11 protein-coding genes are annotated in these 12880 nt (G+C 43.3%); 9 read left to right on the forward strand and 2 right to left on the reverse strand.

All coding sequences use genetic code 11. The annotated features are described in order from the left end of the window. Positions 1 to 480 precede the first annotated feature (480 nt). The 7 genes from PNK_RS01365 to PNK_RS01395 all read left to right on the forward strand — a co-directional run bounded on the left by PNK_RS01365 (position 481) and on the right by PNK_RS01395 (position 7109). The gene (locus tag PNK_RS01365; RefSeq protein ID WP_059059832.1) at positions 481 to 1341 is read left to right on the forward strand and encodes an Mrp/NBP35 family ATP-binding protein; all 861 of its coding nucleotides are present in this window, start codon (positions 481 to 483) and stop codon (positions 1339 to 1341) included. Continuing rightward, entirely contained in the window at positions 1338 to 1640 is a 303-nt protein-coding gene (locus PNK_RS01370) for a DUF971 domain-containing protein (RefSeq protein ID WP_032124913.1), read from the forward strand. Before PNK_RS01365 ends, PNK_RS01370 begins: the two co-directional genes overlap by 4 nt. After that, positions 1637 to 2665 (forward strand): metal ABC transporter solute-binding protein, Zn/Mn family, encoded by a 1029-nt coding sequence (locus PNK_RS01375; RefSeq protein ID WP_059059833.1) that lies wholly within the window; start codon positions 1637 to 1639, stop codon positions 2663 to 2665. Before PNK_RS01370 ends, PNK_RS01375 begins: the two co-directional genes overlap by 4 nt. Positions 2666 to 2684: 19 nt before the next feature. Next, the gene (locus tag PNK_RS01380) at positions 2685 to 3485 is read left to right on the forward strand and encodes a metal ABC transporter ATP-binding protein (RefSeq protein ID WP_059062306.1); all 801 of its coding nucleotides are present in this window, start codon (positions 2685 to 2687) and stop codon (positions 3483 to 3485) included. A gap of 5 nt (positions 3486 to 3490) precedes the next feature. Further along, the gene (locus PNK_RS01385; protein WP_032124914.1) at positions 3491 to 4852 is read left to right on the forward strand and encodes a metal ABC transporter permease; all 1362 of its coding nucleotides are present in this window, start codon (positions 3491 to 3493) and stop codon (positions 4850 to 4852) included. After that, a complete protein-coding gene (locus PNK_RS01390) occupies positions 4842 to 5888 on the forward strand; it encodes a metal ABC transporter permease (RefSeq protein WP_059059836.1) in 1047 nt (348 codons plus the stop codon). The genes PNK_RS01385 and PNK_RS01390 overlap by 11 nt, the downstream gene beginning before the upstream one ends. Positions 5889 to 6071: 183 nt before the next feature. Beyond that, on the forward strand, positions 6072 to 7109 hold the full coding sequence (locus PNK_RS01395; RefSeq protein ID WP_059059837.1) for an F-box/LRR-repeat protein: 1038 nt from the start codon (positions 6072 to 6074) through the stop codon (positions 7107 to 7109). Positions 7110 to 7185: 76 nt separating this feature from the next. Here the strand turns inward: PNK_RS01395 and PNK_RS01400 are convergent, their stop codons facing one another. Then, on the reverse strand, positions 7186 to 8925 hold the full coding sequence (locus PNK_RS01400) for a hypothetical protein (protein WP_059059838.1): 1740 nt from the start codon (positions 8923 to 8925) through the stop codon (positions 7186 to 7188). 303 nt (positions 8926 to 9228) lie between these two features. On the opposite strand from PNK_RS01400, the gene PNK_RS01405 reads away from it, so the two are divergent. Then, the gene (locus PNK_RS01405) at positions 9229 to 10380 is read left to right on the forward strand and encodes a 1-deoxy-D-xylulose-5-phosphate reductoisomerase (protein WP_059059839.1); all 1152 of its coding nucleotides are present in this window, start codon (positions 9229 to 9231) and stop codon (positions 10378 to 10380) included. Between the two features lie 18 nt (positions 10381 to 10398). Then, complete coding sequence (locus tag PNK_RS01410) at positions 10399 to 12360, forward strand: site-2 protease family protein (protein WP_059059841.1); 1962 nt, start codon at positions 10399 to 10401, stop codon at positions 12358 to 12360. 129 nt (positions 12361 to 12489) lie between these two features. Here the strand turns inward: PNK_RS01410 and PNK_RS01415 are convergent, their stop codons facing one another. Beyond that, positions 12490 to 12837, reverse strand: a complete 348-nt coding sequence (locus PNK_RS01415; RefSeq protein WP_059059843.1) for a hypothetical protein — start codon at positions 12835 to 12837, stop codon at positions 12490 to 12492. Positions 12838 to 12880 lie beyond the last annotated feature (43 nt).

The following is a 12880-nucleotide window of genomic DNA, read 5'->3' on the forward strand; positions in this document are numbered from 1 at the left end:
TTTGCAATAGGATCTGGATTGATTAGGTAATTATTCCAAATTATAGAATTACAACTCCATTACAATTGAAGTCTATTTAGTACTCAATCTAGTAGTTAAATCGCATATTTGTTATCTAATTTCAGTGTAATTACCATTAGGATTTGCTCTATCAATCGGTTAACAATTAGTCTTTTAGACCTATCATTTGATAGGTGGAGATCTATTTAGGGCCATTAAGAAGGCTTTAAAAATAATTATTTATCTTTGAGTCGCATCTTAAGAGAAGGTGATCGATTTTTGTCTGGTCAACCAACACAAAATGAATTACACTGCTCGTTTATGAAAAAAATAGCCAGCAATTCTTTTAAAGAATTGCAATGGGGTGAAAAAGTTTTGATTCAACGCTCTTTTTAATTTTGACGAGTGCCTTTGAAGGCTTTTTTTATCAGTTCGGCTATCGATCCATTTTTTTATTAAAATGATGAATGGAGGTTCTATATGCCCTTACAAATGTTCAAAGCGGCTCCACCTTTAGCCTCAATCAAGTCGATTATTGCTATCGCAGCTGGAAAGGGTGGGGTTGGTAAATCATCGGTTACCGTGAATTTGGCATTGGCATTAAAGTCTCAGGGCTATGCTGTGGGGATAATGGATACAGACATTTATGGCCCCTCTGTTCGAAAAATGCTGCCGGAAGATCGTTTACCTAGTCAGAAGGGAGAAATTATTCAGCCGGCCCTTTGTGCGGGCATTAAGATGATTTCGATGGCATATTTTAGAAAAGAGCATGAAGCTACGGCAGTGCGGGCTCCGATTGCCAACGGCTTAATTTCCCATTTCATTAAAAATGTGGCGTGGGGCGAGCTGGACTTTCTTTTAATTGACTTTCCACCAGGCACGGGCGATATTCAGTTAACGCTCGCCCAAAAAGCTAATTTAACAGGTGCGATTATGGTAACGACTCCTCAAGAGGTGGCGTTATTAGATGTTAAAAAAGCGATGTATCTATTTGATCAGGTCAAAGTTCCGATTCTGGGCATTGTTGAAAACATGAGTTATTACATAGCTCCCAATACAGAAGATACTATTTATTTATTTGGAAAAGGTGGGGGAGAGCGCTTGGCTCGAGAGGCTGGTTATCCCTTCTTAGGACAGATTCCTGTTGATCCACTTCTTTGTGCATGCGGCGATAAGGGTGAGTCCCTGTTTACTTTGGACCCTGAGGCAAAGCTTGGGATTACACGATCATTTCTTCAGCTCGCTGGCCAGATCATCTCCCATGCAGATGCTTTAAAAAGTCAAATGGATTCGACACTTGCGCATGTGGAACTGATTTGGAAGGAGATGAAGCCAATATGAACAGTCCCTTAGCGATCAGACAAATTAGGCAAAAGGATAACCACACTTTCTCAATTGTTTGGAGCGACCAAAAAGAGCAAGATTTTCATTTAAGAGATTTGCAGAAAAACTGCCCCTGTGCTAACTGCGTCGATGAAGTCACAGGGCAGCGTTTATTGCATCCAGAAAGTATTAAAGAGAATGTACGCGCCGTTGCTATTCGCAATGTGGGACGCTATGGTCTACAAATTCAATTTACATCGGGATGTTCCATGGGAATTTATAGCTTTGAAATGCTTCGTCAGATGAGGGTGTCATGAAAACAAAATTGTTGGGAGTGGTTCTATTACTAGGAATAATCATGCTGATGGGATGTTCGAATGAACAGCGCTCAAAGCGGCAGGCAGAATTCCAACAGTGGATAAGTGAAAATGGCCGGGTGAAGGTATTAAGCACGACCTCCATGATTAATGATCTTGTTCAAAATGTTGGAGGCGAACATGTAGATGCCTTGACGCTCATTCAAGGAGAGTTAGATCCCCATTCTTACCAGCTTGTCAAAGGGGATGACGAAAAGCTTATGTTTGCACAACTTATTTTTTATAATGGACTCGGATTGGAGCATGGACCGAGTTTACACCAACATTTAGCTGGCAATCCAAAAGCGCATGCTTTAGGCGACGGCATTGAAAAACAAATGCCTTCCTTAGTCGTCTATGTTAATGGGCAGAAGGATCCCCATATCTGGATGGATATTTCGATCTGGTCAAGGGCCATTCCCTTTATTGTAGATGCATTGAGCCAACAAGACCCCTCGCACGCGGCAGATTTCAAGGCCAATGGAAGCAGGCTTCAAAAGGAAATGACCGATGCACATGAAGAGGTGAAGCAAATTATGAAGCAAGTTCCGGCCGATAAAAGGTATTTAGTGACGAGTCATGACGCTTTTAACTACTTCACACGGGCCTATCTATCTGAGGACAATGAACGAGAAACTGGCGAGTGGAGCAAGCGGTTTGCGGCTCCTGAGGGTTTAGCGCCGGAGAGTCAATTGAGCGTGACTGATATTAAAGCGATCATCGACTATCTTAAGCTTCATCAAGTGACCCTCATCTTTCCTGAAACCAATGTGAGCCGCGATTCGATTAGAAAAATCATTCAAGCAGGTCAAGAACAGGGTCTTCAAGTTCAAATGGCGTGCTGTCCTTTATACGGGGATGCTATGGGCAAACCTGGATCGGAAGGTGATAGTTACCTCAAAATGATTAAGTATAACGCTAAAACGCTAGCCGATCATATGGATGGAAAGGTTCCAGCTGTGTCTGAAGCGTCATTTAAAAATTGATTGGATGCTGAATGCTTATATGAATGATTCTTTGCAAAACCCTATTTCGGTCGTACCAGCTCTGCAGATCAGCCAAATGACCGTCAATTATGGCAAGACACCAGCCCTTTGGGATATTTCTGTGACAGTCCCGCAAGGATTGTTGATCGGCATCGTTGGTCCCAACGGAGCTGGCAAGAGCACCTTGATTAAAGGAGCTTTGGGGCTGATTAAACCGATTTCTGGCCGTGTCGAATTTTTTGGACATGCTTTAAAGCAGGTACGTCAACGCGTTGCTTATGTTCCTCAAAGAGAGTCGGTCGATTGGGATTTTCCTGTTACTGTCCGTGAGCTTGTTTTAATGGGGCGCTATGGCCGTTTAGGGCTATGGCGTCGTCCAAGAGAAGCTGATCGGGCAGCCGCCGACCATTACCTAGAAATTGTTGGCATGCAAGCGTATGCCGACAGGCAAATCAGCCAGTTATCTGGCGGGCAGCAGCAGCGTGTTTTTCTCGCCCGGGCTTTGTTGCAAGAAGCAGATGTATACTTCATGGATGAGCCTTTTACTGGTGTGGATCTTGCAACCGAAACGGTTATTGTACAGCTGTTACAGCAGCTAAGAGCCAAAGGCAAAACTGTTTTCGTTGTTCATCACGATTTGAGCACGGTTGAGCGCTACTTTGATTGGGTCATGATGTTGAACGTTCGGCTTATTGCATGCGGCAGCGTCGCTGATGTCTTTACTCCTCATCATCTTAATACAGCCTACGGAAAAAGCTACGCTCTATTTGATGAGGCATTAAAGCTGTCTCAGCAAAAACAAGCCGGGGTCAAAAACTAACACTCATGATAGACGCGCAAACTCTCTTTTCTTTCTTTACCGATCCCATCTTAAGAGCTCCGACAATAGGCTGTATGCTCATGTGTCTGGCAGCAAGCCTTGTAGGAGTCGTTGTCTTTTTGCGCAAGCAAGTCCTGGCGGGCGAAACCTTGTCGCATGCTTCTTATCCAGGCGTTATTGTAGGTATCTTGTTAGCCGGCTTTTTTTTTGTTCAAGAAACAGATGAGCTCAAATTAGCCCTTTTTACTTTGGGTGGAGCCTTCACAACGTCATTATTGGGGCTTTGGATTGTGCATGTATTAGAAAGGCGCATGAAATTGCCAAGCGATGCGGCTTTATGCTTTGTATTATCCACCTTTTTCGGGGTGGGGCTTATGCTGACAAGCGAAGTGCAATTTAGCTACACATCGTTGTATAAGCAGGTTTTGACCTACCTTTACGGCCAAGCAGCCACAATGACCGATATCCATATTGCGATCTACGGGGTTTTATCATTCCTCGTACTTGTGATCGTGGCCTGGCTTTACAAAGAAATTCAAGTGCTAACATTTGACCGGCAATATGCCAGAAGTTTGGGCATTCGCGTCAAAGCTATCGACGCCCTGCTCTTTATCTTATTGACGTTGGCGGTCATTATTGGAATTCGCTCTGTGGGTGTCGTTTTGATGTCTGCCATGCTCATTGCGCCAGCCGTTGCGGCTAGGCAGTTTACCAATCGCTTGTCTGTCATGTTTGTGCTGGCCGGATTATTTGGGATGTTGAGCGGGTTTTTTGGCAATTTTCTTTCGGTACAGCTCACCGATTATCTGGCCAAACACTATGCTGCAGCGCGCATTGTGCTGCCAACGGGTCCAATGATTGTCATTGTCGCTTCAGGCATTTGTTTAATGGCCCTGTTGCTTGCTCCAGAGAGAGGACTGCTTGTACGGTTGATGCGCATAGCCTATTTCCGCTACGAATGTATATGCGAAAATTTGCTCAAGGCTATTTGGCGGCTGAGCCCCGATGCAAAAGTAGGGCTGGATCAGTTGGCAAAATACCAGGCCTCTTCCAGGCTCTATTTGCAATTTATCTTGTGGCGCATGAAGAGCAATGGATGGATTCATCACTTGCCTGACGACTCTTACCAATTGACTCAGGATGGGCAGTACCGGGCAGCCAAAATTGTGCGTCTGCATCGTTTATGGGAAGTCTATTTGGTCAATTATTTAGGAGCGCATGCAGAACGGGTGCACCACAATGCTGAGGAAATGGAACATATTTTGACGCCAGAGCTTGAAAAGGAGCTGACCCTCCTCTTGAAGGATCCTAAACAAGACCCCCACCATCAGCCTATCCCTCCCAAGGAGGAGACTCATGCTCTCTAGCCTTTCTTTTTACAATCCATACCATAATCAAACCTTTTTTGGATTTTTCTTACAGCTCTTTGTCAGATTATGGGGATTTTTAACGGGTCAGCTGACGAGTGAACATCTTGTGTCGGATGAAATCCAAGTGTTAGTCTTGTCAGGTGTAGCAGTCTCGTCAGCGCTTGTGGGGACATTTTTAGTGCTTAGACGGATGACGATGCTTGCTAATTCCTTGTCACACACCATTTTAATGGGCATTGTGCTAGCTTACTTCTTCACTGTCATTGTCCCAGGTAAAGAAGCCGGGCACTCAGGATTTATTGCACCGATGGAGGCTATGATTATAGCCTCTTTGATTACAGGTTTTGTGACTGCATTTTTAACCGAGTTTTTAACCAAGACAGGAAAACTTCAAGAAGATGCGAGCGTAGGACTTGTCTTCACGAGTTTCTTTGCACTTGGAGTCACGCTTGTCACTATCTTGACAAGAGATGCGCATATAGGAACGGAAGCTGTGATGGGAAATGCCGATGCATTGCATGTCAACGATCTTTTCTGGGTTTACCTTATCTTATTGATCAATGCCGTTTTGTTTGTGCTCTTTTTTAAAGAGTTCCAGTTAACCACTTTTGATCCTTACCTAGCCTTCGCACTTGGCTTTTCCCCAGTTATTTTTAATTATTTGCTTATGGCGCAAGTCTCCATTACGACTATAACGGCTTTCCGGGCTGTAGGAGTCATCCTCGTCTTAGCCTTTATGACAGGTCCTGTCTTGACTGCTCGCCTACTCACTCATAGGCTGAAACCTCTATTAATTGGAGCAGCTTCCATCGGGGCGTTAGCCGCCTGTTGCGGCGTCGCTTTGACCAGGCATTTTTTGACTGTCTATGGAATGGCTCTTTCAACTTCTGGCGTGGTTGTCACGACTATTTTAGTGTTCTATCTGATCGCCATTATCTTTGCCCCCGACCAGGGGTTCATTGCGAAGCAATTGCATCGCAAACAATTGAAAAAGCAGCTTCAAGACTTGCAAGAAGATCAAGACTTTATTTAGTGTCTTTCGAAAGATAAAAGTCTTACGCCATCCAATTTTTAATGAAAACAGATCTTTGCTTTTATTTAATTAAAATTAATTGGATTGTTTATTTTATGTTTTTTATTAAATTAATAAATAAAACATTTTAAAATATTAATTATTTTTGTTAGGATTTAAATAAATGTTTTTGGAGAAAAATGAATGAGTGTTTCTGATGTAACAATTCCTAATCCAGGTTCGCTGCTACCAGTTGAAATCTTAGAGTCCGTTTTTGCTTACGCAGGTTATCCGCCGGCGATTGAATTGGTTTGCAAGGATTGGCTGGAAATTGTCAGGAATCCCAAAACGACTTTTGCACTTTTAAAAGAGAGAAAGATCCAGTTTGGAATAGAGGGCATCATTGATGAAAAACAAGTAGAGGTTGGGAAGAAGATCGAAGAGATTCAGGCGATCTTTATTGGTAGATTGACCCCATTTGTTTTAAATGAAGAGATCTCATTTTTTAAGACTCGGCCTCCTACTATCACCACGCTTTTATACTTGCACAGCTTGGGGCAAGACTGGAATGTAGTGAAATGTTTTCACGCCATTCAAAAACAGGTAGGTTCTCAATTAAAAACGCCTCAAGATTTAGAGATAGGAGAGCTGACGGTTGCTAAACAAGCTCCTAGCATTCGACGGATCTTGAACTTGAAGGAAAACCAAGCTGTTTTGCAAACGATCACTGAAATTGACTTGAATAGCCTTGGATTAACTGTTGTGCCGGAAGAGCTCAGCTTGTTGAGAGAGGTGAAGAGTGTAAAACTTGCTTTTAACTCGCTTCGAACGATTTCTTCCCATTTCGGCTCGGCCTGGACCAAGCTTAATGAGCTGCACTTGAACAACAGCCAGATCGAAAGGCTTCCTGAAGGATTTGGAGATACTTGGCCTGAGCTTAAATCACTCTATTTATTCGATAATAAAGTGCCTTCGTTACCTCAAAATTTTGGATCTCAGTGGAAAAAAGTGCGCCAAGTCTTTTTGCAGATGAATAAAATAACAAGTCTTGAATCTGGCTTTGGCGTTGCCTGGGTGGAAGTGCAAGGAATCAAGCTTTCCAATAACCTTTTAGATAAGTTGCCAGGTAATTTTGGCCTCCATTGGGGTTTATTGCAGCACTTCGAAGTGTGTAAAAATCATTCTCCAATCGACGTGGAGCAATTAAAAAAGCAGTGGCCTAAGATTCGAATCTGCAAATAAGCCTTAATGCCAATGAAATGCTGTTAAAGTCCTCCCATAGCAGGCTTCAGCAGCACTGTATTGAGTGCAATCGACCTTAGCCTTCGATTAAGCGATAGCAGTAATCTTTCAAGTCTGTAAAGAAAAGGGAATCGGAAGCAACCAGGCAAATGGTTCCATGCTCTGTTTCCACGCTATTTAGCGATTCAAGTAAGCTTAAGCATTCTTCAGGCTTGATATGGCCAAGCTCCACTTGCTCTCGAAGTGTGGTTTGAAGTGTGTACATATTGCCTTCGTCCATTTTTCCTTGGGTGCTAGTTGAATTTTTATTGAATTTACAGGTGATTGACAGCTGCTCAGTTAAGGGAATGGTGATGGTTCCGGCTGTTTTAGAAGGACGTCCACCATAGCCCATGGCTTGGGAGAAGATTCCAACGGTATAGCCGCCCCATCCGGTTGAGGTGGGATCATAAGTGACTTTCAAGTCTTTTAAGGTCGTGGCTGTCTTTTCGACAACGCCAATTTGAGGGAGATTTGTAAAACGCGTTTGAGCAAATTTGCAGATTCTGCGGATATAATGGGTGATGGCAGTAGCAGCAAATCCGGTAGGAACGCTTAGGATGCCTCCTCCTAAAGGGATGGCTAAAGTTGCGGCAGTCGTCCCAACCATGATCGAGGTTGTTCCCCATTGATCATCAAGGACTCCTTGAAGCTTTTCAGCCTTCTGCCTTTCATATTCGGCCAAATCTTGAATATTGTTGGCCCGTCCTTGTGCGATTTTAACTTCTTCTTTGGCTTTACTCAATTTGCCTTGGGCGTCCTGTAATTTCTCCGTCTCTGCTTTCAGGCGAATTGCATCAAAAGTTTGCCTCATGACATTAATCGTCTCTGTATATTTGACTAAGGCATCCTTATTAAAGGATGAGGCTTGATGAAGTTCTTTAAGCCCGTCATTGAAAATTATTTGGTTTTTACCCAGGAGTGCATGTATCTCTTTCATTTTGCTGAGAATCTCTTCTGTTTGCTTAATGAAAGTGGGAATATCATTTGGAGTTAATTCATTCGACTTGGCTTGCTTGATGAGGTTTTCAAATTGCTCGATAATCGATTGGAAATCGCCGGTTATGGTCTGGATTGTAGCCTGGCTTTGATTTAAGTTATAAAGTGCTTGTTGATAGGATCTGACCGATTGCTCGCACAGCTTTTGAGCCTCCATTTTTTTGATCTCGCCATCCTTGCTTCCTTCTGTTGCAAGCGAGGAAATCTCGTCAAGCTGTTTTTGAGCGTCTTGCAACTGCTCTTCTGCGAATCCTATTTGCTGATCAATCGTTTCTAAACTGGTCTTTTGAAATTCCTCCAGCTGCTTAATCATGCGAAGCCCTGTTTGGATTTCATGGGCAAGATCATTCGTGTTACCAACGGATTGATAATGATTCATGATAATATTTTTCACCTGATTGAGCGCGGCTCCAGTCAGGGTAAGCCCCCATGGAATTTGTCCATTGAGCAATGCCATTAATCCACCGGTCAAGGTAAATCCCGTTGTGATCAAATTCGTATTTTCATGGCGCGCAATCGTGACAATCTGGTCCAACGCCCTCGCAACTGTTACTAGGTTTTCAAATTGATCGATTAAGGCGCTACTGTGGCTTTGCGTTGTCTCCGTCGATTGATTTAAAGAAATGGCTTCTTGATCGATGCAGCTCTGATAAAGAGAGGTGCTTTGCGCTAAGGAAGAGAGGGATAGATTTAGAGCATCATGCTGACTCTGCTCTTCCCATTGTTGCATGATAAAGGTTTGATTTTGATTTGGAATGTAGTTGTAATTTGAATTCATAATTAAATCCTATTAAAATTATTTATTTTTATAAGACTTGTATTCATTATATCTAAAATCATTATAAATCATTTTTCGAATAAAAGTCATTTTTGTTTAGAATATGAATTTAATTTATTAATTAGAAGGATTGGAAAAAGAGGGATTGATAATTGTGATTGATTGTTTGCAGTTTTGCAATCAATTCAGTATAAATTAAAGTTGTTTTAACCGATACTTGCCGAGAGAAGAAGCCGTTTCTTCGTATTGACTTTTTCCCTTAACGTGCTATACTAGGCGAAATATTTCAAAAAGAATTTAACGATGAAAAGAATTGCCATTTTAGGAAGTACGGGTTCAATCGGGCAAAATGCCTTGAAGGTTGCGCGTCATTTAGGGTCGGACATTCAAGTTGTAGCGATTGCAGCGCGTGAGAATATTGATTTATTAGAGGAGCAGGCACGTGACTTTGCTCCACGGCTGATTGCTGTTTACAATGCGGATAAGGCGTTGGAATTGCAAAGGCGCTTGCCTGGACAGACGATTCTTTCTGGCATGGAGGGGCTCTTAGCGGTGGCCTCGCATCCTGAGGCGGACATGGTCATTTCGGCCATGGCCGGCACAGTCGGATTGCAGCCAACGATTGAAGCGATACGAGCGGGTAAAGACGTTGGTCTAGCCAACAAAGAGGCGCTCGTTTCTGGCGGTGCTCTGATCATGCAGCTTGTCGCAGAAAAGGGAGTCAAGCTTCTTCCCATTGATAGCGAGCATAGTGCCATTTTTCAATGCTTAAAAAATGAACCGGCCAGGTCTGTGCGCCGCATTATTTTGACCTCTTCTGGCGGGCCCTTTAGAACGTGGACAGATCAGCAGCTAGAAAACGTGACTATCGAGCAGGCCCTCAATCATCCCACCTGGAAAATGGGTCCAAAAGTGACGATCGACTCTTCGACTTTGATGAATAAGGGATTAGAGGTGATCGAAGCCTATTGGCTTTTTGGTGTCGATCTTGATCAGATTGACGTTGTGGTTCATCCGCAGAGTATCATTCATAGTTTGGTTGAGTTTAGTGACTATTCTATGTTGGCTCAAATGGGAGAGCCAAGCATGATCGTTCCCATCCAGTATGCGATGACTTACCCCGATCGCCAGCCAGGCTTACTCAAACCCTTTGACTTTGTCAAAAACAGCAAGTTAGAATTTTCAGTGCCAAACAAACACACTTTCCGCTGCTTAGCTTTAGCCTATGAGGCGCTTCGACAGGGCGGCAGTCTCCCGTGCTATATGAATGCTGCTAATGAAGTCTTAGTTGAACGCTTTTTGAAAGGGGAGATTAGCTGGAAAGAGATTGGCATTCAATTAGAAGTGTTAATGAATCGGCACGCCGTTGTTGCGATTGATTCTTTAGATATTATTTTGGCCGTAGATGCTCTTGCACGAGAAGAGGCTGCAAGGTGTGAAGTAACCAGTTGTTAATATAAGGTTTGTATCATTATGGTTGTCAGTATTCTTTATGTCATCCTCGCCATCTTAGGCCTTAGCTTTTTGATTTTTATTCATGAGCTTGGCCACTATTATATGGCTCGTCGTTTGGGCATGCGTGTCGAAACATTTTCAATAGGGTTCGGAAATCCCATCTATTCTTGGGAAAGAGACGGAGTTAAATGGCAAATCGGCTGGCTACTTTTTGGTGGCTACGTCAAGATTGCCGGAATGGATGCTTCTGATCAGAAAGACCTTTATGAAGTTCAGGACGGTTTTTTTGGAAAAGGTCCTTTTGACCGCATTAAGGTCGCTTTCATGGGACCCTTCGTAAACATTGTGTTTGCACTCTTGATGTTTGCTCTCCTCTGGTTTGCGGGTGGGCGAGAAAAGAATTTTAGCGAATATACCAAGCGAATTGGCTGGATCGATCCTAAATCCGAGCTCTATGTCAAAGGATTGCGTCCAGGCGATGAAATCACTGCCTATAATGGCCAGGATTTTCAAGGTTCGAAAGACCATTTATCTGCTCCGATGACATCTCCTGAAGAGATCGAAGTGCAGGGCAATCTTGTCAATTTCCATACGAAAGAGAAAACGCCTTTTTCTTACACTGTTAAAACCTATTCGCATCCTGGTGCGATCGAAAAAGATATTGTAACTGCCGGTATTTTGAATTCGGCGAGCTACGTCATCTATGACCGTCTTCCAGGTGGAAAAGAAAATCCTTTACCAGAAGGATCTCCCATGCAATATAGCGGGATCGAATATGGTGACCGCATTGTATGGATGGATGGCTTACCGATTTACTCTCTACAGCAGATGACGCATGTTTTAAATGATGAGAAAGCTTTGGTTACAGTTCAGCGCGGACAAGAGACCTTTTTGCGCCGCATTCCAAGAGTTAGGACTGAAGAGCTTAAGCTCGATGCTGAAGTGAGAGAAGAGCTGATCGATTGGCAATTTGAAGCGCAATTGAATGGAACAAAGATTCAAAAGCTTTACACTCTTCCCTATAATCTCAACAATGAATGCGTCGTTGAAGGACGAGTCAAGTTTATCGATAAGGAGAAAGAAGAGGAAGCCTTTCCAAAGCACCCTTATTCTCTCTTAGAAACACCTTTAGAAGAGGGAGATGTCATTTTAGCTATCGATGGCATTCAGGTAACCTATTCATTTGAAATTTTGTCCAGGTTGCAGCAGCGCCGTGTCAACATTATCATCGAACGCACACCAGCGCTTGCTCAAGTTCCTTCCTGGAAAGTTGAAGACCAGCTATTCGATGAGCAGTTTAGTCCGCAAGATTTAGATAAGCTCGTTTCTAAGATTGGATTGACTAATGAGCCAAGATCGGTTGGAAATCTCTTTTTGTTAGATCCGATTGTTCCTAAAATGCGTAAAGATTTTGAATTGAGCCCAGAAAGTCAAGCTGCTTTAGCTGCAGATCTAGAGACACAGCGCCAGGAAATCGAAGGAATCGATGACCCAGAAAAGCGCGCCCATGCTCGCACGCTTTTGGAAAACAGAGATAAGCAGCTCCTTTTAGGATTGCCAGCCGTGGCCGACCAAAAGGTCAATTATAATCCCAATCCGTTGACTTTGTTTAATAAGGTCTTCGAGGAAATTTGGCATACTTTAAAAGCCTTATTTACGGGTTCATTGAACCCTAAGTGGATGAGTGGTCCGATCGGTATCGTACAAGTCGTTCACGATAATTCGATGACAAGCTGGAAAGAAGCCATTTTCTGGCTCGGTGCAATCAGTTTGAACCTAGGATTCTTGAATCTGTTGCCATTGCCTGTTCTAGATGGAGGAGCCATTTGCTTTGCCCTTTATGAAATCCTCACAGGAAAGCGGCTCAAATCTCAAACCATTGAAAAGTTGATCATTCCGTTTGCGATCTTATTAATCGGATTTTTCATCTTTTTAACTTACCACGACTTGTCTCGTTTATTGCACACGCTCTTTCATTGATCTGAAAAAGCATTAAGCAAAAAAAGCCAAGCTCTTATGAGCTTGGCTTTTTTTTTGCTTGAGACTTTGCGCATCTGGAAGCTTACTGCAGAATTTAATTAGATGCGCCTTCTGATGGTTAAACGAAAATCATTCATTCCCATTGCCTGAATCCGAGTCCGAATCTGTGGCTGGCTGGGCGCGGCGGTTCGGAATGTATCTCCCCCCTCCTCGCGGCATGCTAGAGCTCTCATAGCGGCGATTGTTCCAATTCTCTTCTAGATTTCTTTTTGGGGTGCCTCTTTGTGTAGCTCGAGGCATGCTAGTGCTTTCATAGCGCCGTATGGGACGCTCCTGGCCTGTTCTATCGGGCCTGCTTTCTTCGGCTATTTCACTCCAATCATCTTGCGGCTGTTTGGGATAGGAGGTCTCTTGATCTGCTTGACAGAAAGCACAAAGACAAAGAAAGGCAAGCATCCATAAACGTTTACTTGTCATCGATCGTCCTTTTTGTAAGGTTTAAAGAACTTGCAGAAAGAGA

The sequence above is a fragment of the Candidatus Protochlamydia naegleriophila genome (assembly GCF_001499655.1).
Lineage (GTDB): Bacteria > Chlamydiota > Chlamydiia > Chlamydiales > Parachlamydiaceae > Protochlamydia > Protochlamydia naegleriophila.

Coding starts and splice junctions, on each gene's coding strand:
- PNK_RS01365 (WP_059059832.1), top strand. CDS start 481: ATGCCCTTACAAATGTTCAAAGCGGCTCCACCTTTAGCCTCAATCAAG.
- PNK_RS01370 (WP_032124913.1), top strand. CDS start 1,338: ATGAACAGTCCCTTAGCGATCAGACAAATTAGGCAAAAGGATAACCAC.
- PNK_RS01375 (WP_059059833.1), top strand. CDS start 1,637: ATGAAAACAAAATTGTTGGGAGTGGTTCTATTACTAGGAATAATCATG.
- PNK_RS01380 (WP_059062306.1), top strand. CDS start 2,685: ATGAATGATTCTTTGCAAAACCCTATTTCGGTCGTACCAGCTCTGCAG.
- PNK_RS01385 (WP_032124914.1), top strand. CDS start 3,491: ATGATAGACGCGCAAACTCTCTTTTCTTTCTTTACCGATCCCATCTTA.
- PNK_RS01390 (WP_059059836.1), top strand. CDS start 4,842: ATGCTCTCTAGCCTTTCTTTTTACAATCCATACCATAATCAAACCTTT.
- PNK_RS01395 (WP_059059837.1), top strand. CDS start 6,072: ATGAGTGTTTCTGATGTAACAATTCCTAATCCAGGTTCGCTGCTACCA.
- PNK_RS01400 (WP_059059838.1), bottom strand. CDS start 8,925: ATGAATTCAAATTACAACTACATTCCAAATCAAAATCAAACCTTTATC.
- PNK_RS01405 (WP_059059839.1), top strand. CDS start 9,229: ATGAAAAGAATTGCCATTTTAGGAAGTACGGGTTCAATCGGGCAAAAT.
- PNK_RS01410 (WP_059059841.1), top strand. CDS start 10,399: ATGGTTGTCAGTATTCTTTATGTCATCCTCGCCATCTTAGGCCTTAGC.
- PNK_RS01415 (WP_059059843.1), bottom strand. CDS start 12,837: ATGACAAGTAAACGTTTATGGATGCTTGCCTTTCTTTGTCTTTGTGCT.